General features: G+C 57.7%; 22 protein-coding genes. 9 read left to right on the forward strand and 13 right to left on the reverse strand.

The features are described from left to right. Positions 1-4: 4 nt before the first annotated feature. Entirely contained in the window at positions 5-1,219 is a 1,215-nt protein-coding gene (locus tag MHX61_RS02205; RefSeq protein WP_204608877.1) for a phosphotransferase, read from the reverse strand. Between the two features lie 123 nt (positions 1,220-1,342). After that, complete coding sequence (gene aspS / locus MHX61_RS02210; RefSeq protein WP_239192083.1) at positions 1,343-3,175, reverse strand: aspartate--tRNA ligase; 1,833 nt, start codon at positions 3,173-3,175, stop codon at positions 1,343-1,345. Positions 3,176-3,419: 244 nt separating this feature from the next. Between aspS and MHX61_RS02215 the strand changes: the two genes are divergently transcribed. The 7 genes from MHX61_RS02215 (at position 3,420) to MHX61_RS02245 (ending at position 11,009) form a co-directional block, all read left to right on the forward strand. Continuing rightward, the gene (locus MHX61_RS02215) at positions 3,420-4,298 is read left to right on the forward strand and encodes a neutral zinc metallopeptidase (RefSeq protein WP_239192086.1); all 879 of its coding nucleotides are present in this window, start codon (positions 3,420-3,422) and stop codon (positions 4,296-4,298) included. Between the two features lie 240 nt (positions 4,299-4,538). Further along, on the forward strand, positions 4,539-6,125 hold the full coding sequence (locus tag MHX61_RS02220; protein ID WP_152687338.1) for an inorganic phosphate transporter: 1,587 nt from the start codon (positions 4,539-4,541) through the stop codon (positions 6,123-6,125). Between the two features lie 144 nt (positions 6,126-6,269). After that, positions 6,270-6,992, forward strand: a complete 723-nt coding sequence (locus MHX61_RS02225) for a CBS domain-containing protein (protein ID WP_239192089.1) — start codon at positions 6,270-6,272, stop codon at positions 6,990-6,992. A 75-nt stretch (positions 6,993-7,067) separates the two neighbouring features. After that, positions 7,068-8,180, forward strand: a complete 1,113-nt coding sequence (locus MHX61_RS02230; RefSeq protein ID WP_204608869.1) for an LLM class flavin-dependent oxidoreductase — start codon at positions 7,068-7,070, stop codon at positions 8,178-8,180. A gap of 2 nt (positions 8,181-8,182) precedes the next feature. After that, complete coding sequence (locus tag MHX61_RS02235; RefSeq protein WP_239192092.1) at positions 8,183-8,842, forward strand: FMN reductase; 660 nt, start codon at positions 8,183-8,185, stop codon at positions 8,840-8,842. Positions 8,843-9,013: 171 nt separating this feature from the next. Continuing rightward, positions 9,014-10,423, forward strand: a complete 1,410-nt coding sequence (locus MHX61_RS02240) for an L-serine ammonia-lyase (RefSeq protein ID WP_204608865.1) — start codon at positions 9,014-9,016, stop codon at positions 10,421-10,423. A 10-nt stretch (positions 10,424-10,433) separates the two neighbouring features. Continuing rightward, positions 10,434-11,009 carry a TetR/AcrR family transcriptional regulator gene (locus MHX61_RS02245; RefSeq protein WP_239192095.1) on the forward strand — a complete coding sequence of 192 codons (576 nt, stop codon included), beginning with the start codon at positions 10,434-10,436 and terminating at the stop codon, positions 11,007-11,009. Positions 11,010-11,035: 26 nt separating this feature from the next. Here MHX61_RS02245 and hisS read toward each other — a convergent pair whose 3' ends face one another. The 3 genes from hisS to tpx all read right to left on the reverse strand — a co-directional run bounded on the left by hisS (position 11,036) and on the right by tpx (position 13,548). Further along, positions 11,036-12,325 (reverse strand): histidine--tRNA ligase, encoded by a 1,290-nt coding sequence (gene hisS / locus MHX61_RS02250; protein ID WP_204608860.1) that lies wholly within the window; start codon positions 12,323-12,325, stop codon positions 11,036-11,038. A 5-nt stretch (positions 12,326-12,330) separates the two neighbouring features. Further along, on the reverse strand, positions 12,331-12,966 hold the full coding sequence (locus MHX61_RS02255; RefSeq protein ID WP_239192098.1) for an MBL fold metallo-hydrolase: 636 nt from the start codon (positions 12,964-12,966) through the stop codon (positions 12,331-12,333). Positions 12,967-13,050: 84 nt separating this feature from the next. Next, a complete protein-coding gene (tpx, locus tag MHX61_RS02260; protein ID WP_204608856.1) occupies positions 13,051-13,548 on the reverse strand; it encodes a thiol peroxidase in 498 nt (165 codons plus the stop codon). A 143-nt stretch (positions 13,549-13,691) separates the two neighbouring features. On the opposite strand from tpx, the gene MHX61_RS02265 reads away from it, so the two are divergent. Next, entirely contained in the window at positions 13,692-14,552 is an 861-nt protein-coding gene (locus tag MHX61_RS02265; protein ID WP_239192100.1) for a peptidylprolyl isomerase, read from the forward strand. A 358-nt stretch (positions 14,553-14,910) separates the two neighbouring features. Further along, complete coding sequence (locus tag MHX61_RS02270; RefSeq protein WP_239192103.1) at positions 14,911-15,246, forward strand: hypothetical protein; 336 nt, start codon at positions 14,911-14,913, stop codon at positions 15,244-15,246. Positions 15,247-15,376: 130 nt separating this feature from the next. Here the strand turns inward: MHX61_RS02270 and MHX61_RS02275 are convergent, their stop codons facing one another. From MHX61_RS02275 to yajC, 8 genes are all read right to left on the reverse strand, one after another. Beyond that, entirely contained in the window at positions 15,377-15,949 is a 573-nt protein-coding gene (locus MHX61_RS02275; RefSeq protein WP_239192106.1) for a YetF domain-containing protein, read from the reverse strand. Positions 15,950-16,046: 97 nt separating this feature from the next. Next, positions 16,047-18,119, reverse strand: a complete 2,073-nt coding sequence (locus MHX61_RS02280) for a bifunctional UDP-sugar hydrolase/5'-nucleotidase (RefSeq protein ID WP_204608848.1) — start codon at positions 18,117-18,119, stop codon at positions 16,047-16,049. Positions 18,120-18,306: 187 nt separating this feature from the next. After that, a complete protein-coding gene (locus MHX61_RS02285) occupies positions 18,307-20,595 on the reverse strand; it encodes a bifunctional (p)ppGpp synthetase/guanosine-3',5'-bis(diphosphate) 3'-pyrophosphohydrolase (RefSeq protein WP_239192109.1) in 2,289 nt (762 codons plus the stop codon). An 86-nt stretch (positions 20,596-20,681) separates the two neighbouring features. Next, positions 20,682-21,227: an adenine phosphoribosyltransferase gene (locus MHX61_RS02290; RefSeq protein WP_204608842.1), complete on the reverse strand. Its 546-nt coding sequence runs from the start codon at positions 21,225-21,227 to the stop codon at positions 20,682-20,684. 53 nt (positions 21,228-21,280) lie between these two features. Further along, positions 21,281-22,765 carry an ABC transporter substrate-binding protein gene (locus tag MHX61_RS02295; protein ID WP_239192112.1) on the reverse strand — a complete coding sequence of 495 codons (1,485 nt, stop codon included), beginning with the start codon at positions 22,763-22,765 and terminating at the stop codon, positions 21,281-21,283. A gap of 236 nt (positions 22,766-23,001) precedes the next feature. Further along, entirely contained in the window at positions 23,002-24,162 is a 1,161-nt protein-coding gene (gene secF, locus MHX61_RS02300) for a protein translocase subunit SecF (protein ID WP_239192115.1), read from the reverse strand. 2 nt (positions 24,163-24,164) lie between these two features. Continuing rightward, entirely contained in the window at positions 24,165-26,057 is a 1,893-nt protein-coding gene (secD, locus tag MHX61_RS02305) for a protein translocase subunit SecD (protein WP_239192118.1), read from the reverse strand. A gap of 238 nt (positions 26,058-26,295) precedes the next feature. Then, positions 26,296-26,655, reverse strand: a complete 360-nt coding sequence (yajC, locus tag MHX61_RS02310; protein WP_239192121.1) for a preprotein translocase subunit YajC — start codon at positions 26,653-26,655, stop codon at positions 26,296-26,298. Between the last annotated feature and the right edge of the window lie 45 nt (positions 26,656-26,700).

The raw sequence follows: 26,700 nt of genomic DNA on the forward strand, positions 1-26,700 counted from the left end.
TTGTCTATTCGTCATCCAAGCGGCGCGCAATGGCGCTGCCAAATTCCGCGATGGGCGCGCAGGCGGGGCCATCGCAACGCGCGGCATATCGGGATAGCGCCTCAAAGGTTTCATAGAGGTCGCGGCGCACGAGCAATTCATCTTCCGTGAACGGACCGTGGTTAGCAGGGCGCAAGATGGAGCGCTGCGGATCGTGGACCACTTCGGCTTCACCCCTGGCTAGGGCAACCAGCCCTTCGATACCGCCGGCGTGCATCGTGGTCACGCTCGATAGCGCCCAACCAATGAGCGAGGCCACGATAAGGCCGTGGATTTCTTCCGCATTGGAAAATAGCGGCCACACCTCAGATACGGCACGAGACCAAGCAGAGATGAAAATATCTGCCTCTTCGTCCGTAATCGGCTTGGAGAAGAGGAACTGCGGGAAGCCGGCGATAACGCAGGCTACGTCGAAGCCAACATTGCGGAATCCTGCCCATTCATAGTCCAAGAAGTGCAGGCGCTGGGACACAATGATGTTATCCGGTGAAAGGTCGAAGGGAGTAAAGGCCCGGTCCTTGCCGGATGCCAGGGAGCGTGCGGCTTGACCCGCTAGCTCTCGGAAGCTCGCCGGTGCTTCAAGCCCGGCTTTATCCAGCAAGTCGAGGCCGATGCCAATGGAGCGCTCCAGCGCCTCATCGCGCACGGACTGGTGCGGGGCCAAATCGGGATTCTTGCGCAGCATCCTATTGAGCAAGGTTTCATAATCTTGCTCATGGCCTGCGGTTCCAGCGTGCATGTGCCCCAACGCACTGCCCAGCGAGCGCAGCACCCGCACGCGGTCATCATCGGTGGACTGTACGAGGACGTCGGCAAGCGTTTCGCCCTCGCCCAAGTCCGTCAACACAATAATGCGCTGCTCCAGATCGTGGGCCAGAAGTACGGGTCCCGGGCGCACGTCCTCAGATAACGCGGTGGTGAACTGATAAGCCACCACCTCGCGCAGCATCGCGGCATCATCGACACCATAGCCGGTGACTGGGTTGTACTTAATAACTACCGAGCGGTGCGGCAAAAAGGCTCCAGGGGCAATCCTGGCGCGTAGGACCATTGCATTGCCGGAACCGTCCAAGCGCTCCACGCTCGACATCTCCGGGCTACCACCAAAACGGCGCGACAGCATCTCCGAGGCGGCCTTGATGACATCCTCGGGTGATAGCACAGCTTCGTTATCAACCATAGTTCTATCCAGTATGCCCCCTCACACCAAAGCGGGGTCACAAGTTCGCCCGCAGCGAAATTGCAGCGGACTACGATGTGCCCCGCACGGTGCGCCTTAAAGGCTGAGGTTTAAGCCTTCTGCTTACTTCTCCTCAGCGGTTTCACCCGCAGTGGAACCAGACTTTTCCTGTTCCTTCTTCTTTTCCGGCTTGTAGTCTACGCCGGTCTCCTTACGCTGTGCAGCAGGGATAGCCGCAGGGGCGTCGGTAAGCGGATCCACGCCGCCACCGGACTTCGGGAACGCAATGACGTCGCGGATGGAGTCAAAGCCGCCCAACAGGGAGACGATGCGGTCCCAGCCGAAGGCGATACCGCCGTGTGGTGGGGCGCCGTACTGGAATGCATCGAGCAGGAAGCCGAACTTCTCCTGGGCTTCCTCGTCACCGATTCCCATGACGTCGAAGACGCGCTTCTGCACGTCCTGCTGGTGGATACGAATGGAGCCGCCGCCAATCTCGTTGCCGTTGCAGACAATGTCATAGGCGTACGCCAGCGCCTCGCCCGGGTTCTGGTCAAAGTTGTCCAGGTACTCCGGCTTCGGGGAGGTAAAGGCGTGGTGAACCGCGGTCCACTTGGAGTGACCCAGTGCGACGTCGCCAGAAGCGGTCGCGTCAGCGGAAGGCTCAAAGAGCGGAGCATCTACAACCCAGGTAAAGGCCCAGTCGCCTTCCTTGATAAGGTCCAGCTTCTTGGCAATCTCGCCACGTGCAGCGCCCAAGAGGGCACGGGAAGACTTAGTGTCACCAGCGGCAAAGAAGATGGCGTCGCCCGGCTTAGCGCCGACGTGCTCTGCAATGCCCTCGCGCTCGGCGTCGGTAATGTTCTTAGCTACCGGACCGCCCAGGGCGCCGTCCTCGCCCACGGTGATGTAGGCCAGGCCCTTGGCTCCACGCTGCTTTGCCCACTCCTGCCAAGCATCGAACTGGCGGCGCGGCTGGGAGGCGCCGCCTTCCATGACCACGGCGCCGACGTATTCGTTCTGGAAGACGCGGAAAGTGGTGTCCTTGAAGAACTCGGTGCACTCTACAATCTTGATGTCAAAGCGCAGGTCCGGCTTATCGGAACCGTAGTACTTCATCGCATCCGCATAGGTCATGCGCGGGATCGGAGTCTTGATCTCGTAGCCGATGAGCTTCCACAGCTCGGTGACGATCTCTTCCGCCAAGGCGATGACATCGTCCTGGTCTACAAAGGACATCTCCACGTCCAGCTGGGTAAACTCCGGCTGGCGGTCAGCGCGGAAGTCTTCATCGCGGTAGCAACGCGCGATCTGGTAGTAGCGCTCCATGCCGGAGACCATGAGCAGCTGCTTGAAAAGCTGCGGGGACTGCGGCAGTGCATACCAGGTGCCTGGTTTCAAGCGTGCTGGAACCAGGAAGTCGCGCGCACCCTCCGGGGTGGACCGGGTCAGGGTTGGAGTCTCGATCTCAGCAAAGTCATGCGAATCCAGCACCTTGCGGGCCGCGCGGTTGGCTGCAGAACGCAGGCGCAGTGCCTGTGCCTGGCGCTCGCGGCGCAGGTCCAGGTAGCGGTATTTCAGGCGAGTCTCCTCGCCTACCTCACCCGAGGTGGAAGGATCATCAATTTGAAACGGCAGCGCTGCGGACTTATTCAAAACCTCAAGATCCGCGACGTTAACCTCAATCTCACCGGACGGCAGGTTGGGGTTTTCCGAGCCTTCTGGGCGAGGCTCCACGGTACCGGTGACCTTAACGCAGTATTCGGAACGCAGGTCATGGGCGCGCTCCGCCACGTCAGATTCGCGGAAGACGACCTGGGCGATGCCGGAGCGATCGCGCAGGTCAATGAAGATCACACCACCGTGATCGCGGCGGCGGGAAACCCAACCGGTTAGGGTGACGGTCTCTCCTGCGAGTTCTTTGCGGAGCTCACCTGCTAAGTGGGTACGCAGCACTGTTGTTCAATCCCTTCTGAAAATTGTGTCACTTGCGGGTCCCGCCACGCGTAAACAGCGCGCGCCAAACCAAGCACAAGACTAGGAACGCGCACAATTCTACATCCCTACCGGTACGCGGAGCGCAGTTAGGTGGACGCAAGCTAACCCCGAAGGCCGCAGAAGAGCCACCGTTTCCCTCCTTCGGCCTCTTTGCAACAATCTCCATCCAGTGTATGAGGGGACCATGTGGCACTATTTAGGCATGACTTTTAGATCAGGTGCCGATTTCGGCGGCAAAGAAGCGCGTTCGGGTGGTGGCGGCGGTGGTATCGCCATTGGTGGTGGCGTCGGCTCGATTGTTCTAGTAGGCCTCTTCCTCCTTCTGGGCGGCAATCCCTCAGACTTGGGTTCAATCCTGGGCAGCGAGCAGACCCAATCCGACGGCGCTGCACAAGGCGAAAGCCCCGAATGCGAAACTGCAGAAGATGGCAACACCAAGGATGAATGCCTCGTAGAGTTCACCGGGCGCAGCGTGGATAACGTCTGGTCCAAGGTCTTGCAGGAACAGGCCGATATCCAATACACCGAGCCGGAGCGCGTGGTCTTCCACGGCGGCGTTAATACCGGTTGCGGCGCGGCCTCTTCTTCTACCGGCCCCTTCTACTGCCCACGCGATGAGTCCGCTTATTTCGACACCGCGTTCTTTGATTCCCTGCGCAACTTCGGCGCGGAAAATGCTCCTTTGGCCCGCATGTACATCGTGGCGCACGAGTTCGGCCACCACATTCAAAACCTTGAGGGCACCCTCGGCCTGTCGGACTATGACGACCCAGGCGCCGATTCCAACGCGGTGAAGATCGAGCTCCAGGCTGACTGCTACGCAGGCCTGTGGGCTTCCTACGCCGACAAGGGCGATAACCCCTTGCTCGAGCCGATTACTAAGGAACAGGTCTCAGACGCTGTCGCGGCTGCCCAGGCGGTGGGCGATGACAATATCCAGCGCCGATCCGGCGGCCAGGTCCAGCCTGATTCCTGGACGCACGGTTCCTCCGAGCAGCGTGAGAAGGCATTCCTCGCCGGATATAACTCTGGCAAGATGTCCCAGTGCGACACCCTGGAGCGCGGCGCCTACCGCGGCTAAAACCCTCAACGTGGCCGTCGCCGAGAGCGGCGGCCATTATGTTCACAAATAGCCACATTGCTTTCACGAACTCCACATCTTGAGTTCACTTTCCCGACACCTAGGGCCTTTAGTCTGAGCGTGCATTCTCTACATAAGAATTTCCTTTGAGAATCCCCTTAACCACGCTGACAAGCGCGGCCATACCCCTCGTGCACGCTTTCCTGAAAGGTTCTTCCTGTGTCTACCCCTACCACCCAGATGACGGACATTGAGGCCGTCAATGGCAAGGGCAACGACTGGATTTGGCACGCCATCTTTGGCGGCCTTACCGCCGTTACCCTCATCGGTTTTATGATCTGGGGCCACGACTACGTCGATGGCTCTAAGCCCATTCTCCTTGGCACTGCCATTCTCTTCGCCCTTTTCATGGCCTTCAATATTGGCGGCAATGACGTTGCCAACTCCTTCGGCACCTCCGTGGGTGCCGGAACGCTATCCATGAAGCAGGCCCTCGTTGTCGCCGCCATCTTCGAGGTCTCTGGCGCCATCCTCGCCGGCGGCGAGGTTACCGATACCGTGCGTTCTGGCATCGTCGACCTTGACGCCATTGATGGTCTCGACCCCATGGAGTTCGTCTACATCATGATGTCGTCCCTTTTGGGTGCGGCCATCTGGCTCCTCGTTGCCACCCGTATGGGTTGGCCGGTGTCTACCACCCACTCCATCGTTGGCGGCATCGTCGGCGCCGCGCTCACCGTCGGCTTCGTCACCGGCAAGGGCGGCCTGGACATGGTGCAGTGGGGCGGGATTGGCACTATTGCCATCTCGTGGGTGCTCTCCCCTGTCCTCGGCGGTCTCGCCGCTTTCATCCTGTTTAAGTGGATTAAGACCTCCATCTTGGTCTACAACGAGGAAGCAGACCAGAAGCTGCGCGAAATCAAGACCCGTCGTGCGGAGCTACGCCAAGAGCACAAATCTCGCTTTGCTCGCCTCAATGAAATCCAGCAGATCAGCTACACCAACGCCATGGCCCGGGACGCCGCTTTGGTGGCAGAAGAGGACTTCGATCCGGATCAGCTGGAATCTGAGTATTACCGCGATCTGTATAACCTCAACAAGGACATGGATGATGTCAAGGCTCACCGCGCCCTGGAGAGCTGGGTACCGGTACTAGCCGCCATTGGTGCCATCATCATCTCCGCCATGGTGATGTTCAAGGGTCTGAAGCACACCGGACTCGATTTCAGCGTCCTCCAGAACCTCTTGGTCATGGGCATGGTCGGCGCAGTGGTGTGGATGGCCGTCTTCATTTTCGCCCGCTCCCTGAAGAAGAAGTCGCTGGCTAAGTCCACCTTCCTTCTCTTTTCTTGGATGCAGGTCTTTACCGCTTCCGCCTTCGCCTTCTCCCACGGTTCCAACGACATTGCCAATGCCATTGGCCCTTTCGCTGCGGTTATTGACGTCCTCAAGACCGACCAAGTCAGCGACGAAGCTGCCGTGCCCGTTGCCGTCATGATTGCCATGGGTGTCGCCCTGATTTCTGGCCTGTGGTTCATCGGCCGCTTCGTGATTCAGACTGTGGGCTCGGGCCTAACCCAAATGCACCCCTCCTCCGGCTTCGCTGCTGAGCTTGCCGCCGCCGCTGTGGTGATGGGTTCATCGATCTTGGGCCTTCCGGTTTCTTCCACCCACATCCTCATCGGCGCCGTGTTGGGCGTGGGCATTGTCAACAAGGCAGCTAATTGGAACCTGATGAAGCCTATCGCTTTGGCGTGGGTCATCACCCTGCCCGCCGCGGCAGTCATCGCTGCTATTACTGTGTCTGTGCTGCGCGTAGTCTTCTAGGGATAGCTCAGCGCCGCTTATCCTCGGCACCCCATTTCATCCGCTAGCCGCACCGGCCATTGTGCCGGGGCTAGCGGATTTTCCATTGGGTAGCGTGGACTAATGCCCTGCTTGGCGACGCCCCCCTTCTCTACACTGGCCCATATGACCGCGCATCGAGCTACTGCATTCCTGGCCGCATTCAACGACATAGAACAACACTTGCGCTCGGCTCTCAACGCTGAGAACTCAGATTCCTTCTGGTGGATAGTAGACAGGGCACGAGACAAGCACGTGCTTTCCAGTAAACAAGCCGAAGCGCTTAAAGATTTTTCTAACCTTCGCAATGCCATTGCCCACGGGCGCTACTACAAATCAGAGCCCATAGCTGAACCGCACGAAGCAGTGGTCAAGCAGATCTCCGCTCTCCGAGACATTGTGGTATCCCCGCCCGCCACCCTCCAGGTTTTGCAGCCGCAAAAGGTATTTACCTTGACGTCTGCCACATCAATCATGGAAGCATTTGACGTCATAAAGGATAAGGACTTCTCTCAAATCCCCATCTACGATGAGGGCCGCTTCACCGCTTTGCTAACCACCAACACCATTGCGCGATGGGTAGCCGGGGACCTCAGCGATAATCACGTGCTCGATGCTGCGGACATCGCGGACATTGTGGAGTATCAAGAACCCAGTGATCGCGCTATCTTTCTTGCCCGCACAGTAAGCGTGCAGGAAACGGTGGACGCCCTTTCAGAAACCGACAACCAAGGACATCGCCCGTGCGCAGCGGTCATCACGGAACACGGCAAGGTCACTGAGAGGCCCCTGCGCCTCGTTGCACCGGCCGATCTACCGGCACTTTTTGATGCTCTAGAATGGGAATAATTCTCCCGCAGTCGGCTTTCCCGCAGTCGACACTGCGTCTATCTTTACTCCTGTGCACCGCATTGAAAGGCAAGCATGCAATTCGGCATCTTCACTATCGGGGATCTAACTACTGACCCCATCTCAGGGAAGACACCCACTGAGGCTGAGCGCATCCGCAACTTGACGGAGATTGCGTTGAAAACCGAAGAGGTTGGCCTTGATGTCTTTGCTACCGGCGAGCACCACAACCCACCCTTCGTTCCGTCCTCTCCTACAACGCACTTGGCGTATATCGCCGCGCAGACGGAGCGCTTGCTGCTATCTACTGCGACCACGCTCATTACTACCAATGACCCGGTGAAGATCGCAGAGGACTATGCCTTTCTGCAGCACCTTGCTGACGGCCGCGTAGACCTCATGCTCGGCCGCGGAAATACCGGCCCAGTCTATCCCTGGTTTGGCAAAGACATCCAGCAGGGCATTCCTTTGGCTATTGAGAATTATCACCTGCTGCGCAGGCTGTGGCGTGAGCCCGTTGTTAACTGGCAAGGAAAGTTCCGCGCGGGTTTGGAAGGATTTACCGCTACTCCGGCACCACTAGATGGAATTCCGCCCTTTGTCTGGCACGGCTCCATTCGTTCGCCGCAAATCGCTGAGCAAGCGGCATACTACGGCGATGGCTTCTTCCACAACAATATCTTCTGGAATAAGGAGCACACCGCCCAGTTGGTGGACCTCTACCGCCGTCACTTTGAAAGCTATGGCCATGGTCAAGCGGACCAAGCAATCGTCGGACTTGGCGGCCAAGTCTTCATTGGTGAAACCGAACAGGAAGCTAAAGACTTCTTCCGCCCCTACTTCGACAACGCCCCAGTCTATGGCCACGGGCCAAGCCTCGAGGACTTCACGGCACAGACTCCACTGACCGTCGGCACCGTGGAACAGGTAATTGAAAAGACCCTCAGCTTCGCTGACTGGGCCGGTGACTACCAACGCCAGCTATTCCTCATCGACCACGCCGGACTACCCCAAGAGGTAGTTCTCCAACAGATAGAAATCCTGGGCACACAAGTAGTCCCCGAGCTGCGACGCCGCTTTGAGCAGCGCCGCCCGAGCCACGTGCCTTCTGACCCGCCGACGCACGCAAGCTTGCTCTCTGCGCCTCATCCTTCGCACCTTCAGGTCAGCCCAGGAAAGGAGAACTAGTTATGCGCTCCCTCCTCGTTATCTCAGCTGGTCTTTCCCAGCCGTCTTCCTCTCGCAGGTTGGCGGACATGCTCGCTGAAGCCACCCGGGCCAAAATCGCCGCGCGCGGTGAAGGGGCCGAAATCGACGTCATTGAGGTCCGCGATCTCGCCTTCGAACTAGCTACCGCCATGACCGATCAGACTGCGCAAACACCCCTTTTGGCTAGAGCCAAGCAGCAGGTTGCCGAGGCCGATGGACTCATCGCCGTCACCCCTGTATTCCAAGGCAGCTATTCGGGCCTTTTCAAGATGTTCTTTGACACCTTGGAGCCCCATGCCCTCGACAACCTTCCCACCATCATCGCAGCTACGGCCGGTTCTTCGCGCCACGCCCTCATTTTGGACTACGCACTTCGCCCGCTATTTAACCAACTCCACGCAAACATCGTGCCGACGGGTGTTTTTCAGGCCACAGAAGACTTAGGCACTCCGGAAGGAGAGCGCATTGCCGCCCGAATTGAGCGCTCTGCCATCCAGCTGGCTGACCAAATAGTTGCCCCGCGGGACAGGGTGGCCGGAATTGCCGGTGACCTGACCGGACTGGGAGGCCGCTCCACCGTCCGGCTAGCAAAGGAGAACTTCATCCCCCTTGACAAGCTCCTGAATGGGTACGGCAAATAAACCACAACGCTAGCCGTGCTACGCATAGACGGCGATTGATAGAAGGTGTGACTTTCGCTACCCTGGTCACATAAAATCTGCCTCTACTCTTTGGGTCCAGCTCTGACCGAAATAGCGGCACAGCAAGCACCCGATAGCTATCCCTTCAGAAAGGTTCGGCACAGCTTAACTATGACAATTAGCGTCACGGACATCTTCTCCATCGGCATTGGCCCTTCTTCTTCGCACACCGTCGGGCCCATGCGCGCGGCTAAGCAATTCCTCGATTCCCTAGAGAAGCACCCAGCTAAGGTATATACGGAGTTGCGCGGCTCGCTTTCCGCCACTGGCCGTGGCCACGCTTCCGATCGCGCCGTCATCCTTGGGCTCGCCGGCTGGGATCCGCTAAGCGTGCCTATCGACGCCGAACCTCACGCAGGCGGCTTTATCCCCAGCGAGGGAACTATTTCTGGCCCCCGGGGCACGGTGGACTATGAGATTGTCTTTGATAATGAACCGCTGCCCCAGCACCCGAATGGCATGATTTTTAGCGCCTGGGATGACAGCGGCAACCTCCTCGCAGAAAAGGAAGAGTACTTCTCTGTGGGCGGCGGTTTTATCCTCTCCCGCGCCGAGCTCGATGCGGAAGTAGCCGAAAGCAATGAGGTTCCCGCCGGCGTAGCCGCCGCCCAGGTAGATGATTCCGTTCCCTATAAGTTCACCACGGGCGAAGAATTGCTCAACCTGTGCGAGGCGCATGACAAAGCAATTTGGGAGCTCGTCCTTGCCAACGAGGAGGCCTTGCACCGCGATGAAGGCGGAGCGGAATACGTTTTGCGCCACCTTGATTTGGTCTGGGACATCATGCGTGAGTGCGTAACCGAAGGTATTTCCACCAAGGGCCTTCTTCCAGGTGGCCTGCGTGTGGCACGCCGTGCCCCGAAGATGTACGCCCAGTTGCTAGAAAATCAGGACGACACCAGCTGCGGTTTCTCCGCCATGGAGTGGGTTAACCTGTACGCCCTAGCGGTTAATGAGCAAAACGCTGCCGGTGGCCGCGTCATTACTGCTCCTACCAACGGTGCATGCGGCATCATTCCAGCAGTACTGCATTATGCGCGCGATTTCCGTGCAGACTTCACCCGTTCCACTGCCCGTCGGTACCTATTGACCGCCGGTGCCATCGGCATGATTATCAAGGAAAACGCGTCCATCTCCGGAGCCGAGGTTGGCTGCCAAGGCGAAGTGGGTTCTGCCTCCGCTATGGCCGCCGCAGGAATGGCAGAGCTGCTGGGTGCAGCCCCAGCGCAGGTGGAAAACGCCGCGGAAATCGCTTTGGAGCATAATTTGGGCCTTACCTGCGACCCAGTGGGCGGATTGGTGCAAATTCCGTGCATCGAGCGCAATGCCATTGGCGCGGTAAAGTCCATCAACGCCGCACGTATGGCCAAAATGGGCGAAGGCACTCACCACGTGACCTTGGACAATGCTGTGCAAACCATGGCTGAAACCGGCCGCGATATGCTCTCCAAATACAAGGAGACCTCCCTGGGCGGATTGGCCAAGACCATGGGCTTTAGCGTTTCGCAGGTGGAGTGCTAAAAAGGATTCCATGCGCGCAGATGCCCTTCACCGCCGCACCGCCATTATTGCCGCGGCGTGCCAGCTTTTTCGTACCCACGGCGATGATGTCGCTTTGGAAAAGGTGGCTACGCAGGCAGGGGTGAGCGTGGCCACGGTCTATCGCAATTTCCCCAACCGCGCGAGCCTCATCCGCGCGTGCGCGGAATATATGGGTGATGCCTTTGCCAAGTTTCAACAGCGCCTCATCGCAGACTTTGAGAACTCCACCCACTCTGGGAAAGACTACGTCCGGACCTACGCCACTCATATCCTGACCATGGGACTGAACACCCTCATTCCTGCGTTCGTCCCTCAGGATTTGGACTCTCTGAGCCCCGAGTTAACCGCCCAGCGCGACCTCCTCGAGCGCAACGGGCGACGGTTTATTGAGCTTGGCCAAGAGCAAGGCGAGATTGGCCCCGGCGTCACCCACCTCGAATTCATTGTGGGACTGTTGAGCCTGGCACGACCCCGCGAGGTTGATATCGAGGCCTACCAGCCGGATATTCAGGAAAAGATCATTGATCTCTTTCTAGCGGGCATAAAAAGTGGGCACCGCGCCTAAACGCAATGCCCACCGCCCAAAGAAATCTAGGCCTCGCCGTTGATTTCCCGAGCAAGTACGGACACTAGGTCAGAAACCTTTACGTCGTGCTGCTCATGGGCGGCAAGGTCCTTGAGCGCAACCGTGCCATTTTCTAGCTCCTGCTCGCCCAAGACCAGCGCGAAGCGTGCACCGGCGCGGTCGGCGCCCTTCATCGCGCCCTTCAAGCCGCGGTCTCCAAAGGACATATCCGCAGAGATTCCAGCCTTGCGGAGATCATTGATCAGGGTGGTCATCGTGCGCTTGGCGGTGCTACCCAGTGCAACGCCAAAGACGTCCACGCGGGACTCCACGCCTTCGAGGGTGATGCCCTCAGCCTCCAGCGCCAGCAGGGCGCGGTCGACACCCAGACCGTAGCCGATACCGGATAGGTCTTGACCGCCTAGCTGGGCCATCAGCCCGTCGTAGCGGCCACCGCCACCGATGCCGGACTGCGCGCCGAGTCCGTCATGAACGAACTCGAAGCAGGTCTTGGTGTAGTAGTCCAAGCCGCGGACCATGCGCGGATTAATCTCGTAGGCTACGCCCATATCATCCAGCATGCCGGTGACAGTTTCGAAGTGCTCGCGGCATTCGTCATTGAGGTGGTCGAGCATCAAGGGGGCGTCGGCAAGCTGCTCCTGGATCTCCGGGCGCTTGTCATCCAGCACGCGCAAAGGGTTGATCTCTGCACGGTGACGGGTCTCTTCATCCAAGTCGAGCTTAAAGAGGAATTCCTGCAGCTTCTCGCGGTAAGCCGGGCGGCAATTGCGATCGCCCAAGCTGGTGAGCTCGAGGCGGAAGCCGCTAAGCCCCAGCGCGCGGAAGGAACGATCCGCCAAGGCGATGACCTCGGCGTCTAGCGCAGGGTCGTCCACGCCAATAGCCTCTACACCGACCTGCTGTAGCTGGCGGTAGCGGCCAGCCTGGGGGCGCTCATAGCGGAAGAACGGACCAAAATAGTTGAGCTTCACGGGCAGCTGGCCGCGGTCCAGGTTGTGCTCAATGACCGAGCGCATCACGCCAGCGGTACCCTCTGGGCGCAAAGTAACGGAACGGTCGCCGCGATCAGCAAAGGTGTACATCTCCTTAGACACCACGTCGGTGGACTCGCCCACGCCACGGGCGAAAAGCGCGGTGTCTTCGAAAATGGGCAGCTCAATGTGCTGGAAGCCGGAGAGATGTGCCTGCTCCACCATGGTCTGGCGCACCTTATAGAATGCGGCCGACTGCGGTGGGAAATAGTCTGGGACACCTTTGGGGGCGGACAGGGCTTGGAACTGCTTCTTTTTACTCACGGGTATTACAGTACCTCCCTCAATGTTGCGAAGAAGGGATTGGTCGCCCTCTCCTTACGCATCGTGGTGGTAGGCCCGTGGCCGGGCAGAATGTCGAGGTTATCGGGCAGACTCCACACTGGGCCAGCAAGCGACTTCTGCATGGCATTGGGGTCCGAGTGAGGTAAGTCGGTGCGTCCAATGGCCCCGGCGAAGAGCACGTCACCGGTGAGAGCAAACTCTTCGGAAACAATCATCACGCATCCCGGCGAATGCCCGGGCGCGTGTTTGAGAGCAAAGGTATGACCGATAAGCTCCAGGGTTTCGCCATCATGGAGCTCGCGGAGGTCGGAGATGGGAGTCATATGGGCGGCGTCGAAAAGCTCTTGGGCCTGGGGCGACACTCCTTCACCGCTGTCGAGCATAAATCTGTCAGCAGGGTGGATATAAACAGGGATGTCGAGCTTTTCTGCCAAAGACCCGGCATCCCGAGTGTGGTCAATATGGCCGTGTGTGAGCACGATAGCCTCATAGTCCAAGTCATGCTCGAGGACCTTTTCCATCGCATCCATGCCCGGGTCCACTATGAAGGCGCGGCGGCCTTCCGCAATCACGTAGGTATTGGTCTGAAACGGACCGGCAGTAAAACCGTAGATTTCCATGCCCACTACCCTAGCTGCCCGAAACAAAAAAGAGCCGGCCTCCCCCATTTTCAGGATGAGTAGAGGCCGACAGCGCCGAACGGCTTAACGCAAAATATCCCAGACCTTGTCATAATCAAGCTGGGTGACCACGCCAGGAACCATTTGAGTGTGGATGACCTTGTGGTTTTCATCAGCCACCACCACGGAGCGGGCAAGCAAGCCTTCCAAGACGGAATCGCGCACAGTCACGCCGAACTTCTCACCAAAGTCAGAGCGAAATGCGGAGGCGGCGATGACATCATCAATGCCGTCAGCCGCGCAAAAGCGCTTGAGGGTAAAGGGCAAATCGAGAGAAACGGAGAGAAGCTTAGTGTTATCTAGCTGAGAAACCTGCTCATGAAAACGGCGCAGCTGCTCCTGACAGGCAGGGGTTTCAATAGAGGGCAAGATGGAAATAATAAGGCGCGTGCCCGCAAAGGTCTCATTGGTAATCTGACGCAGGTCGGTACCGATGAGTTCAAACTCGGGCAGCGGGTCTCCCACTGGGGGAAGTTCACCAACGGTGGGCGTTGGCGGATCGGTAAAATCTGGTTCAACCATAGAAACCAGCGTACTTATTATTGGGCTTTAGAGCTATTAACTTGCTCAGTTTTCCATGCCAACGCTTTCTCAGCTGTCGGGAACCGCTAGACTCAGTCAGGTTGAATCATGCCACCGATAATCGCTAGAAAGGTTGACTCCCGGTGCCAAATAATCAAAAGCGCGGCGAAGAGGCGCTGAGCAAGCTCGAGCGCGAGCTGAAATCCCGCGAACGCAAGCAGAAGGCACGCCCGCTAGGCGTTGTTGCCGCCTCCCTCGTAGTAATTCTCGCCCTCGTCGGCGGCATCTACTTCTTGTCCACCCGCGAAGGCGACGATGAAAACGTACAGGCTGAGGAGTCTTCCGCAGCTGAGACCTCGCAAGAAACGCCACAGGCGCAGCCCATCGCTGACAAGCGGGCCAAGGCCCTGCCGGATACCGTGACCTGTAAGTACGAGGACAACGGGCAAGAGTCCAACGGCGCGAAGAAGCCCAACGGCAAGGATATTTCCACCAAGGGCACCGTCACCGTTTCCTTTGAAACCAACCAGGGCACTATTGAGATGGAAATGGACCGCGCCAAGGCGCCGTGTACCACCAATGCTATTTCTGAGCTGGCCAAGTCGGGCTACTACGACGACACCGTTTGCCACCGCATGACCTCAAGCGGGATCAACGTACTGCAGTGCGGCGACCCAACCGGTTCCGGTTCCGGCGGCCCCGGCTTTAGCTTCGCTGATGAGTACCCCACCGACGAAGTGGAGGAGAAGGACGCACAGAGCCCCGTTGTCTACCCGCGCGGCTCCGTCGCCATGGCCAACAGCGGCCCAGACACCAATGGTTCCCAGTTCTTCCTCAACTACGACGATTCTGAGCTGGCCCCTAACTACACCTACTTCGCCACCATCACCGACAAGGGCATGAAGACGATGGATAAGATTGCCAAGAACGGCGTCGAAGGCGGCCAGCCAGATGGCAAGCCGGCAAAGGAAGTCAAGATTAAGAAGGCAACCGTCAAGGCTTAGGCGGCAGAAAAGCCCTGCTTGGCGACGCCCCCCTCTTAGCCCCACCGGACCACACCCCCTAACGGGGGCGGGTACAAAGCCCCGGCCATTGACCACACATACCGTGGATGAATGCGCCGGGGCTTATCCTTTCCTTAATTTAAGCTGAGCTCTATTTTGAGGGTTAAGCTGCAGAAACAGGAGAACACTAAAATTCCCCCAGATCACAAGAATCACAGTAGTAAACACACAGCACACAGCAGACTTTCAGTTAGTTCAGCCAGTCAACTAAAACCTGCCAATACTGTTGCGGAAGGCTGTCAGCCTGTCTAGTATTTAAAACGTCTTTGAACACACCAAGCTTGTTAGGAATCAAAAAATGAAGCTTTTCTCCCGCAAGGCACTCGTTGCTGGCGCTACCGCTCTGTCCGTCGCCTTCGCAGGCACCACCGTCGCTAACGCTGAGGACACCACCTCCGGCTCTTCCTCCGAGGTCGCCGGCGTAGCTAAGGAACTGTTCAACTCCTCCGAGGACACCAACTACGCAGCTGACAAGTCCGATGACTCTAAGAAGAAGGAAGATGACCGTACTTCCAAGGAGAAGGCAGAGGATATCAAGGCTTGGATCGGCGTTGTCACCGCTGTTATCGGCGCTCTGGGCACCCTGTTCGCTTTCGCTAACAAGTACTTCGACCTGCCTTTCGGCAACAAGTAAGGTCACCGCTTCATAGCGATTCTTAAGCCGCTGCTTCCCTTAGTGGAATGCAGCGGCTTTTTCATGTGCTCTTGAGCAAAGGGAGCGCAGGGAAGCGCTTTGCGTTCCCTGCCTAGCTTTGGCGTGTGTCCTAAGCGTCTTTAGCGTCTTCGATGTATTCGGACCCTACGAGGTCCCTGAAAAGCTCCAGGTCGATGGCCTGACCGACCTTGATGACGGAGATATGGCCTGTAGGCTCCAGGATCATTATTTGAACGTCTTCCATGCGGCTAATGCCGGCCCTACGGGCCGCCGAGTAGATATCCGACTCCGTAATGTGTGCGAGCGCCAAGTTATCTTCAACCATCTCGCCACTAAAGACTAAGAGGATGGGACGACGGTCTAGAAAGCGCGTCCACTTCACTACCTTGCGAATGGTACCGAAGGCAGCTTCGAGTGCCATCAGCGTAGTCAGACCGATGACGCCGGCAGCAAGTGTCGGTGGATTGCCCACGATGACGCGGCCTGCGACCGCGCCAAACATGATAATGATGATGGCATCTGAGGCCGTCATGGACGTAAGAACGCGAGAGCCAAATAGTTTCACCAGCACCATGAAGGACAAGTAGATACCCAAAGTCGCCAGCACGACAACGGGAATACGGTGCCATTCAATACCCAGTTGATAGGTAATCTCGCGCAGGAAGAGTTCTAGAGTATCCACGACTGCTTAGGTTACCCGGCAGCCGCGAGACGTACAGAAAAGGCGGAGCGTCACTCCCCCGTTCAGGAAGAGCCGCTCCGCCTAGTGCTGTGCTGTCTTAGATGTGGAACTGCTTGCGCAGGTCCTCAATCATCTTGCGAGCTGGGGCAGGAAGAATCTGCGGGTTCATGCCCACAACCGCAACGCCAGCTACCAGTGCTGCAACGATGGCGAATACTGCGCCGCCCACGGAAGAGCCGTTGGAGGACAAGGAAGAGCCCTTTGGCGCAGGCTTAGCTCCCGGCTCTCCGGAGCCCTCGCCGCTTACCTCGAGAGGCAGAGTTGCCTTAGTGCCGGCGTCGGTGGTGATTTCCAGGTTCTGGGTACCGCTCAGGTTCTCCGGAACGGTGAGCTTTACCGTTGCGCGACCTCGCTCACCGAATTGCGCATCGCCTTCTTGCGCAGCGTTGTCGATATCGACGGTCTGCTCAGCGTCGCCCAACTTGACGGTTGCCTTCTTGGCCATCGGCTCACCGTCGGTGGAGTAATTGAGGCTGGACAGGTTCACCGTGATTTCCTCGCCCGGCTTCACGTCCCCCTCGATGTTGGCGCCAATCTGGCCCTGGCCCGTGCGGACCTCCGATTCACCCGACTTGATGTAGTCGATCATGGCCTGAGTGTCCATGTAGCCCACATCGTTCTTGTCCTTGATGGAACCAGCGTTGAAGTAGCCGTCGCCGCCTGCCTCTTCATCACTGGAAGCAAGGAAGGAAGACAGCGCAATGGAGTAATCCTTCTTCGGATCGATTTTCTCGCCGTTGATGGTCACAGACTGTACGCGCTCGCCCTTGTCGGCCTTCTGGTCGTAGACTACTTGGACGTTATTGGAAAGCCCCATGGCCAGGCGTGGTCGGCTGCCTTCCTGCCACTGGTTTTCCAAGGCATTAATGAACTCCTCGCCGGAAATCTTGGCGGTAATTACAGAGTTGCCAAAGGGCTGTACCTCAAAAATGTCCTTGTAGGTAACGTCGCCGCCCTTCAAGTCAGCACGAACACCGCCAGCGTTCATCACACCGATCTCGATGTCCTCGCCTACCTGCTTGCTCATGGCGTAACGCTGGCCGTCAGCAATGAAGTTATTGAGGGTAGATTCGACACCACGGTTAGAACCCGAATCAGCATTCTCATCAGATCCGCGGAACAGGGCCCGTTCCACAGTACCGGCGGTCTTGGCACCCTCGATGTCAGCCTCTTGCTGGGCCTTTTTTACAATAGCTGCGATTTCAGCATCTGGTTCAACCTTTGCTGCAGCGGTCGCGTCGTACTGCTTCAAACTGATGTCGGTAATCTTTTTAGCAGTCTTATCAAAGGTAATATCAACGTCGTTGAGCAGTTTGCCGTACTCGTGTCCCTGTGCCCACTGCAGTGGCAAGGCGCCCTCGCGCTCAATTTCGCCCTTAGTGGCAACGTGGGTGTCGCCGCCAAAAGCTACGTCGACGTCTTTGTTAAAGTCCTCTGCAAAGCCTTGGGCATCTTCGTGCATGAGCGCAACAACAACATCGGCCTCACCAGATTCTTTCAAACGAGTAGCTTCCTTATTGGTAGCCTCGGCTGGATTAGTAAAAGTGATCCCTGGGATCTTGGCAGCAGACACCTTATACTTGGTATTTTCCGTTACCGTGCCAACATAGCCGACTTTTACGCCATCAATTTCTTCGACGTGGGAAGCCTCCAGAAGAGGCTTCCCATCCTTGAACACGTTGGCACCCAAGATTGGGTAATCAGAGCTATCAGCGATACGCCCTGTAAGGTCTTCGGTACCCTTATCAAACTCATGGTTACCTACAGCAGTCACCTTCATACCCATCTCGTTGAGGGCTTCAAGGGTGTACTTGTCATCAGAAATTGCAGAGACAAAGGCAGAGCCGCCCACGTTATCGCCCGAGGAGGTCAGGTTGAATTCCTGTCCTTCATTTACCTGCTTGATAAGGGACTGCAAGCGAGCCACGCCGATTTCATCGCCGGCCTTGGCTGGGTCACCAATCTTGTCTTCCAAGTGACCGTGAATATCGGTGATATTGGTGACGGAGATGGTGGTCTTGTTTTCCTGTGCCACCGCCTGCGCGCCGGAGAGAGCAACAGCGGAAACGGTAGTGGCGGCCACAAGCTGGCCGATGCGACGGAACTGCATTGAAGTACTCCTAGATAGTAGAAAGCGACAGGATAATTTATATCGCTTCGCTAACTACTTGGCAGGAGAATTTAAGCTTGCTTGCTGGAGTTTTACCTTGCAGCAGTCAAGAATTCACATACAGGTAACCTCCCCGATGCCTTTGCGTTGCTTGCCCCGCCCCTCCTTGAGGGTGGGGCACAGCGCCTTAGGCGGTTACGCGGTAAACGTCAAAGACGCCTTCGGTATTGCGCAGTGTGGTCATCAAGGTTCCCAATTGCTTGGTATCCGAAACGGAGAATGTGAACCTTACCGTCGCAATATGGTCATCGCCACGATTAGAGTTCATGGTCAAAACGTTGATGTTCTCATCGCTCATTACCCGAGTGAGCTCTGAAAGGAGGCCCTGACGGTCGAGGGCTTCCAATTGCAGCGTCGCCGAGAAAGCGCCCGTTGCGGAGGTACCAGAAGACCAGGCCACCTCCAACATGCGCTCTGGTTCTGCCTTGAGCTTTTCCGCATTAGTGCAGTCGGCTCGGTGCACGGAGACTCCCCCACCGCGGGTAACGAAACCGAAAATGGCGTCGCCCGGCACGGGCTGGCAACACTTGGCAAGCTTTGCCATCACATCGGGGCTGCCTTCCACCAAGATGCCAGTGCCCGATGCCGAGTCTTCAGTGTGTTGGGCGCGGGAGTGCTCAATCTCAGACAGTGGCGTGCGCGAGGCCAGGGTGTCAATGGCATCGTCTTGGTCGCCGAACATGGCAACCAATTGGTTGGCCACGTGTTGAGCAGATACGTGGCCCGCGCCGATGGCGGTATACAGCGAATCGACGTCGGTATAGTGCAGCTGCTCCGCTACCTGCTTCATGGAGCTGGCAGTAAAGAGGCGGTGCATGGGCAAGCCACCACGTTGGACCTCGGTAGCCAGGGCATCGCGGCCGGCTTCCAAGTGTTCTTCGCGGCGTTCCTTAGCAAACCACTGCCGCACCTTGGTCTTGGCTCGAGCAGACACGAGGAAGTCTTGCCAATCGCGGGACGGACCGGCGTTGGGATCCTTTGAGGTAAAGATTTCCACCTTGTCGCCGGACTTTAGCTTCGATTCGAGCGCGACGAGCTTGCCATTGACCTTGGCACCGATACACCTGTGCCCCACCTCAGTATGTACTGCGTAGGCAAAGTCCACCGGTGTAGAACCGGCAGGCAGGTTTACCACATCGCCCTTCGGGGTAAAGGCGAAGATTTGCTTGGCGGTCAGGTCGTAGCGCAGCGAGTCGAGGAACTCATTGGGATCGGCGGCTTCCTTCTGCCAGTCCAGAAGTTGGCGCATCCACGCCATCTGGTCTACTTCTTCCTGGTGGCCCGAGTTCTTGCCCTTGGTTTCTTTGTAGCGCCAGTGAGCAGCCACACCGAACTCGGCGTTGTAGTGCATCTCGTGGGTACGTACCTGGACTTCCAAGGTAGCGCCGCCATTTGCCAGCACCGTGGTGTGCAGCGACTGATACACGCCGAATCGCGGCGAGGAAATATAGTCCTTAAAGCGCCCCGGCAATGCCTGGTAGATCGAGTGGACCACGCCGATCGCGGCATAACAGTTATTGACGTCCTCGACCAAGATGCGGATTCCTACGAGGTCGAAGATCTCCGCGAAGTCGCGGCCGCGCACAATCATCTTTTGGTAAATGGACCAGTAATGCTTTGGTCGGCCCATAACCTCGGCTTCAATGCCGTTTTCCTTCAGCGCCCCGCTGACCTGGCTAATGATCTCTTTCAGCGCGCGATCGCGCGAGGGGGCACGATCTGCCACCATCCGTACGATCTCGTCGTACTTCTTCGGATACAAGATGGCAAAGGACAGGTCTTCCAACTCCCACTTCACGCTGGCCATGCCGAGGCGGTGAGCTAGCGGAGCAATCACCTCGAGGGTCTGCCGCGCCTTCTTAGCCTGCTTTTCGGGCGGGAGGAAGCGCATGGTACGCATATTGTGCAGGCGGTCGCTGACCTTGATGACCAGGACTCGGGGGTCGGTGGCCATGGCGACAATCATTTTACGAATGGTCTCGGCCTCTGCGGCCGAGCCCAGTGCCACCTTGTCCAGCTTGGTCACGCCATCGACCAAGCGAGCCACCTCCGGACCGAAGTCTCGGGTGAGGTCCTCTAGGGAGTAGTCAGTATCCTCCACGGTGTCGTGCAACAGTGCTGCGACGATAGTGGTGGTGTCCATACCGATCTCCGCCGCGATCGTCGCCACGGCGAGCGGGTGGGTGATATACGGTTCTCCGGATTTGCGAAAGACACCCTCATGGAGCCTCTCCGCGGTGTCATAGGCGCGATTGAGTAGATCAGCATCGGCCTTGGGGTGAAACTTGCGGTGGATGGACATCAACGGGTCCAGCACCGGATTTACCTTCACTCGGCCGCCGGTAAGCGAACGAGCTAGGCGAGCCGACATGCTGCGCATTCCGCCGCCGGACTGGCGCTTTACGGGTTTGTCCATGGCCAAATCTACCGCCCTTCACAGTGCCACGGGCCTTGTGGCCTCATGTCCAACTAGATCGTTCGATCTAGCTTAGGCATCCCATCCTAGTCTGTGGCATTCAACACAATGAGCGGTGGGCCGGATAAACGCTCACGACCGTTGAGCCCCTTGACTTCCAGCACCACCACATTGCCAGCGACTTCGGCACCTGCTGACTCAAGCAAAAGCTTGGCACCGTGGAGGGTGCCACCGGTGGCCAGGACGTCGTCGACAAGCACCACGCGCTTGCCCTTGATGTCAACGCCGCTGGCTGGAATCTCCAGCGCCGCGGAGCCATACTCCAGCTCATATTCTTCGGTATATACCGGTGGGGGAAGCTTGCCCTTCTTGCGGATGGCCAAGATGCCTAGGCCCAACTTGTAGGCGACGGCCGAGCCGAGGAGGAATCCACGGGCGTCGAGGCCGCCAATCATATCTGCGCCCAATTCCTCGCAGGCGGCCGCCAAGCCGTCCACTACGGTGCGAAATGCCTCTGGATCCGCCAAGACCGGGGTGAGGTCCTCAAAGAGGATGCCCTCCTCGGGGAAGTCTTGAACGAGGCGAACCTTGTCCTTGAGTGCTTGTGCTGCTGATTCGTAGTGCGAACTCATAATCTTCCTTGAGAAATATTTGCGAGAGGTCGTAATCGCCCGCTATGAGGGGCCTATTCCTTGTCCGTTGGGGCGGTACTGTGCCAGCGATCCATATTCCAACCGATGCCCGAGACGCCAGTGTACGGCAGGACACCTTCCACGTCGCGGCGGACGAGGAAGACCCGCGGCTGCGCTGAGAGAGGAATGGATGGAACATCCTTCCACAGAGCCTCTTCTGTCTTCTTCAGCTCCGCAGAGTTCTTCATGCTCGACTCCACAGTGGAATACTCCGTCTGGGGATCGACTGGGCCGAGAAAGGCATCGACGGTAGGCGCCCAGGTTTCCGGATCCATTTCCAAGTAGTGCTGGGACATGAACTCCGCAGACGCGTCCTCGATGGTGATACCGGCCGGCTCACAGGATGCACGAAGTTGTTCCACCATGGCAGCGTAGCGTTTGTCTGGCCCCAAGTAGCCCACCTTGATAGTGGTCCCGTTGAGATCGCCGGCCTTGGCTAAATCGGTGCCCTGGTGATCCTTCCCCACCTTTTCTAGGCTGCCGGCAACTGGGTTGGTCGCGGAAACGGTACGCAGGTAAGCCGGTGGCACCTCCACACCGGAGGCCGCAGAGCTTGCTTGCGCAACCGCCTGCTGATCGACGCAGGCCGCGAAGCTCTCGCGCGCCCACGGCTCCGCGAATACTCCAGCTTCAGATAGCGTGAGCGTATCCGTTAGCTCGCCGACCATTGGAGTGACCTCGTAGGGGGACTCCCCTGCCTCATCCTTCGTGCTGTCCAGCCAGTCAGGATTTTCGCTTGCGGCATCGACTACGCGCAACGCGCCTTTATCTGCGAGCTTCTGTGCATCAGCCTCCGAAGGCCAGACCACAACATGCTCCTCGGCTGGGGCGTCTCCGAAGTACTTTTCGTTTGCTTTGAGAATGATCTCCCCTTCGTCGCCTACCTTGTCAATGACATAGGGTCCAAAGGAGACCTGCAGCTCGGGATCTAGTTGATCCTTGGCCACGGAGAAGCCATAGCGCCATTCCTTAGCAACCGGCGCAAGCGCCTGCATGTCTTCTACTGTCAGGGCGGCGTTGAGTTCCTCAATGCTCAACTCGGACTTCTTGGCCAGCGCATGGGCCGGCATGACCGTGCCGGCGCCAAACATGTGGCGCCAGCGCTGCCCCTGATCCTTGTTAAAAGTCAGGGTGAACGTTTTGCTTTGGGGCTCACAGCTAAAATCCGCAATGTCATTCATCAACGGCATATGGGAGGCAAATTCAGCTGGATGAGTACCGGCCACATACGCCAAAAAGTAGTCGTCACAGGTAACGGGGGTGCCATCGGAAAAGACGGCATCCTCCTCCAAAGTGAGCTGGACGCTGCGCTGGTCGCTGCCGGCAACGGGCGGAAGCTCTTCAGTTTCAACCAGATCCGCATTGGGAATTAATTCGCCAGAAGGGCCGGGCACAAAAAGGCCTGGATAAAGCCGCGTAGACAACAAACCGGCGGAGGTAGCATCACCAAAGGAGGTGCCAGCATTAGCGGTGGCCAAGCGGGAATTTACCTGGTAGCCAAAGTATCCATAGGATTCTGGCTCCTGGGGAACACTAGGCGAGTCCTCTTCGCCGCCCTGCCCGCTACAGGCAGAAGCAGCTAGAGCTAGAGCTGAAACGCACGAGGCAATGGCCTTCCTTCCCCAGTGACGTTCGCTAGAACTGCTCTTTGATTTAAGCACCGTTATTTGCCCTCACTTCAGCTACAATTCCGCCAAAATCTTACTACCGGAGGTTACCGGCCCGGGCGCCAGGTTGCGCCAGGGTGCCCAGTGGACTCGGACGGATTATCGTCGTTCTCAGCCGGGGCGGCCTTTGCGCTCACCGGTGAGACCACGGTGCGATCGGCGGTAGCTGCGCCAGATTCAGCCTCGGCATTCTCGTCCTCGCCAGCGCGGTAGTCCGCGACCCGCTTGTTGTGACGCTTGATCTTCTTGGACATGTTGGCGAGGGTCACGACCAGCGGCGTAGCGAAGAAGATGGAGGAGAAAATGCCCTCGACCACGCCGATGAGCTGAATGAGCGCCAGATCGCGGAGAGTACCGATACCCATGAGCCACACGGCCACCACGAAGAGTGCGATGATAGGCAGCGCAGAAATCACCGAGGTAGAAATCGAGCGCATGACCGTCTGGTTAATAGCCAAGTTTGTCAGCTCAGCAAATGTCTTCTTGCGCTGGCCCTCGAGGCCTTCCGTGTTCTCGTTGATCTTGTCAAAGACGATGACCGAGTCATACATGGAGAAGGTCAGGACGGTAAGCAGACCAATGATGACGGCCGGGGAAACTTCGAAGCCAAACAGGGCGTAAATACCGGCGATGATCACGCCGTCTGCAATCAGCGCGATAATTGCGGCAAAAGCCATGGTCTTCTGCAAGCGAATGGCCACGTAGACGGTCGCGGCTACCAGGAAGACCAGCATGGCAATGAGCATGCGCTGGGTAATAGAAGAACCCCAAGATTCGGAAACCGTGGACGAGCCAATGGCATCCGGGGTGGCCTTGCCGTTTTCATCCTTCGGCTGGAAGTTGTCATAGATAGCCGCGCGGGCCGCATTCACGTCCTCTTGGCTCAAGCGCTCAGAAACGATTTCCAAGGTCTCGGAATCGCCAGCGCCCACAATGTGAACCTGCTCGGGTTCTACACCGGTGGAGTCTTCGAAGACCTGGCTTACCTCATCTTCCTTGAGGTCGCCTGCCGGCATCGACAACGTGGTGCCACCTTCGAAGTCAATCGAGAGCGAGAAACCACGAATGAGGATCGCGGCCACTGCTGCCACGATTAGTGCTGCAGTGATGCCGTACCACAGCTTGGTGCGGCCAATGAAGTCATAACCGCGCTCGTCCTCGTAGAGGCGGTCCATCCGGGAAATCTTGTGCTTAGTCGAAACAGCCATGCTTATTTCTCCTCATCTTCCGCAGCATCTACGGGACGTGCGGTTCCTGCGGTAGAATCTCCTGCCGTTTCCTTGGTGGCTGGCTCCTTTGCACTCGCGGATTCAGCAGCGTTCGCTTGACGACGTCCCGAGCCAAAGTAGCCGCGTTCACGGCGCTCTTCCACCAGTGCGTAGATACCGCCGAGGCCATTCATCGAAGGTTTAGCGGCAGCCGGACGTCGGCCGACCATCTGCATCAGCGGCGCCATGACCAAGAAGGATACGATCAGGTCGAAGACGGTGGTCAGGCCCATGGTAAAGGCGAAGCCCTTCACCTCACCGATGGCGAGGAAGTAGACCACAACAGAGCCAATCAGGGTCACCGCGTTACCGGTCACAATGGTGGCACGAGCGCGCTCCCACGCCTTTTGCGTAGCGGAGCGGAAGGTGCGTCCCTCGAGGAGCTCGTCCTTGATGCGCTCGTAGTAGACCACGAAGGAGTCAGCGGTTGCGCCCACACCGATGACCAGACCGGCGATGCCGGAAAGGTCCAGCGAGTAACCGATCCAGCGGCCCAGCAGAACCAGGGAGCCATAGGTCAGGAGGCCAGAGGCAATGAGGAAGATAAGGGATACGCCGGCCAGCGCGCGGAAGTAGTACAGCGAGTACGCCATCACGAGTACCAGGCCAACAAGGCCTGCAATGAGGCCGGCCTGCAGAGCAGCCTTACCCAGTGTTGGCGGAATGGACTCTACGGTGCCACCCGGCTCGCCATTTTCACCGGCGAAGGACAACGGCAGTGCGCCATACTTTAGGTTATTTGCCAGGCTCTGTGCCTCTTCCTGGCTAAAGTCACCAGTAATGGAGGTAGCAGAACCAACTGGGGTTGCGCCCTGAATGAACGGTGCGGAAATAACCCCAGAGTCAAGGGTGATGGCTACCTGGTCCTTTAAGTGTTCCTGGGTCAGGTCCGCCCAGGTCTGAGAACCGTTCGGGCCATCACCAGTCTTGAAGGAGAAGTTGATCTCCATCTGACCGGATTGACCGTTCAGGCCGCCTTCGATCGGAGAATTGGTATCGATCTCGTTACCGGTGAGGCGGGTGCCGTTTTCGTCCTTGATGCCATTGAGAAGCGGTGCTGGCTCCAGAACGTACGGATTGCCGTTGGAGTAGTCACAAGTAACAAATGGCTTGGCAGGATCATCGGCGCCGGCCAGTGGGTCGCTGCTGCCCTGGCAGGTCATCAGCGCGGAGGCTGCTGCCTGGGTGGTCGGGTCCTCGGACTGACGGTCCTTCAGGAGCATCTCCGTGACTTCATCACGGCGCTTAGTCTGCTCAATGGAGTTGCTTGGCTCCTCAAGCGGCTTGGCGCTGACCTTAGGAGCCTTCTGTTTCTTTGGCTCCTTGCCAGTCATCTGTGCTTCTTGCTGAGCGATGGACTGGGTCATCTGTTCCATCTGCTTATTGGCCTCGTCTGCGCTGAGTACGTCGTACTTCACCCAGCGATTGGCCATATCTTCCAGCACCTTATTGAGCTTTTCCATATCCGGCATGGAGGGCTTAGCCACCGGACGGAAGAACAGCTGCGAGGTCTGGCCCACGGCCTGTGCCTGGGAGGCGTCTTCACCTGGCACGGTAATGACCAGGGTATTGCCGTTGATGACAACCTCAGAACCAGAAACACCCATGCCGTTAACACGCTGTTCCAAAATGTTGCGTGCTTGCTTGAGCTGGTCTTGGGTGGGTTCCTCGCCTTGCGGCGCCAGCGTTACGCGGGTACCGCCCTGCAAGTCGATGCCAAGCTTTGGGGTGCTTTGACGGCTACCAGTTAAAAAGATAAGCGCATAGATAACAACCACAATGAGCACGAAGAGCGCGAGCGCGCGCTTCGGCCATTGGCGTTTGCTATTTTTCATAGCGCCACGGGTTTTTGCGGACAACGATAATCTCCTGTGCTGCTTATAACAGGGTGTTTAAACATTAAATACGGCCCCGCCACATGGCGCAGGCACGTCAACAACGCACAATCGTACGTCATCAGGCTGAGTTTTCCTTAACGAGGTCCGGAAAAGACTCAAAGTGTGATGGGGTCTACGCTCCGCGAAGGCCCCACCTATCTAGCAAACGTTAAGGCAACTCTTAGGAGATAGCCGGCTATTTCTTCTCCTGGCCGTCAAACGGAGGATATTTCTCATCTGGCAGGTTATCTGCCGCATCGTTCTTCTCTTCCCCAGCAGCGGGACGCGCCAGGTCATTGGCCTCTTGTTCGGTGCGAATCACGGCCATCTTGTCAAAAGTCACCACCACACCAGGGGCGATTTCTAGATCCACATCCTTGTCGCCAGTGCTGCGCACCACGCCGTGCGCGCCGCCTGCCGTAACGATGGCGTCGCCCGGCTGCAGGGAATTCTGGAGGGCCTGCATCTCATTTTGGCGCTGGCGCTGCTTTCGCATGGCCATAAACGAGGGAACGACGAAGAGGATGCCAATAATGATGAGAATGATGATTTCCATAGCACCCTAGTGTGCCAGACGGCGGTGTGCACAGAAACCCCAAGG

The organism is Corynebacterium sp. ACRPF, assembly GCF_022347395.1.
GTDB classification, from domain to species: domain Bacteria; phylum Actinomycetota; class Actinomycetes; order Mycobacteriales; family Mycobacteriaceae; genus Corynebacterium; species Corynebacterium tuberculostearicum_D.

Excerpts from the sequence above, each read along its gene's own strand:
- MHX61_RS02225 (WP_239192089.1), top strand. The coding sequence starts at position 6,270 with ATGACCGCGCATCGAGCTACTGCATTCCTGGCCGCATTCAACGACATA.
- MHX61_RS02220 (WP_152687338.1), top strand. The coding sequence starts at position 4,539 with ATGACGGACATTGAGGCCGTCAATGGCAAGGGCAACGACTGGATTTGG.
- MHX61_RS02270 (WP_239192103.1), top strand. The coding sequence starts at position 14,911 with ATGAAGCTTTTCTCCCGCAAGGCACTCGTTGCTGGCGCTACCGCTCTG.
- MHX61_RS02215 (WP_239192086.1), top strand. The coding sequence starts at position 3,420 with ATGACTTTTAGATCAGGTGCCGATTTCGGCGGCAAAGAAGCGCGTTCG.
- tpx (WP_204608856.1), bottom strand. The coding sequence starts at position 13,548 with ATGGTTGAACCAGATTTTACCGATCCGCCAACGCCCACCGTTGGTGAA.
- secD (WP_239192118.1), bottom strand. The coding sequence starts at position 26,057 with ATGAAAAATAGCAAACGCCAATGGCCGAAGCGCGCGCTCGCGCTCTTC.
- MHX61_RS02245 (WP_239192095.1), top strand. The coding sequence starts at position 10,434 with ATGCGCGCAGATGCCCTTCACCGCCGCACCGCCATTATTGCCGCGGCG.
- MHX61_RS02205 (WP_204608877.1), bottom strand. The coding sequence starts at position 1,219 with ATGGTTGATAACGAAGCTGTGCTATCACCCGAGGATGTCATCAAGGCC.
- MHX61_RS02235 (WP_239192092.1), top strand. The coding sequence starts at position 8,183 with ATGCGCTCCCTCCTCGTTATCTCAGCTGGTCTTTCCCAGCCGTCTTCC.
- MHX61_RS02255 (WP_239192098.1), bottom strand. The coding sequence starts at position 12,966 with ATGGAAATCTACGGTTTTACTGCCGGTCCGTTTCAGACCAATACCTAC.
- secF (WP_239192115.1), bottom strand. The coding sequence starts at position 24,162 with ATGGCTGTTTCGACTAAGCACAAGATTTCCCGGATGGACCGCCTCTAC.
- MHX61_RS02240 (WP_204608865.1), top strand. The coding sequence starts at position 9,014 with ATGACAATTAGCGTCACGGACATCTTCTCCATCGGCATTGGCCCTTCT.
- MHX61_RS02230 (WP_204608869.1), top strand. The coding sequence starts at position 7,068 with ATGCAATTCGGCATCTTCACTATCGGGGATCTAACTACTGACCCCATC.
- MHX61_RS02280 (WP_204608848.1), bottom strand. The coding sequence starts at position 18,119 with ATGCAGTTCCGTCGCATCGGCCAGCTTGTGGCCGCCACTACCGTTTCC.
- MHX61_RS02290 (WP_204608842.1), bottom strand. The coding sequence starts at position 21,227 with ATGAGTTCGCACTACGAATCAGCAGCACAAGCACTCAAGGACAAGGTT.
- MHX61_RS02285 (WP_239192109.1), bottom strand. The coding sequence starts at position 20,595 with ATGGACAAACCCGTAAAGCGCCAGTCCGGCGGCGGAATGCGCAGCATG.
- yajC (WP_239192121.1), bottom strand. The coding sequence starts at position 26,655 with ATGGAAATCATCATTCTCATCATTATTGGCATCCTCTTCGTCGTTCCC.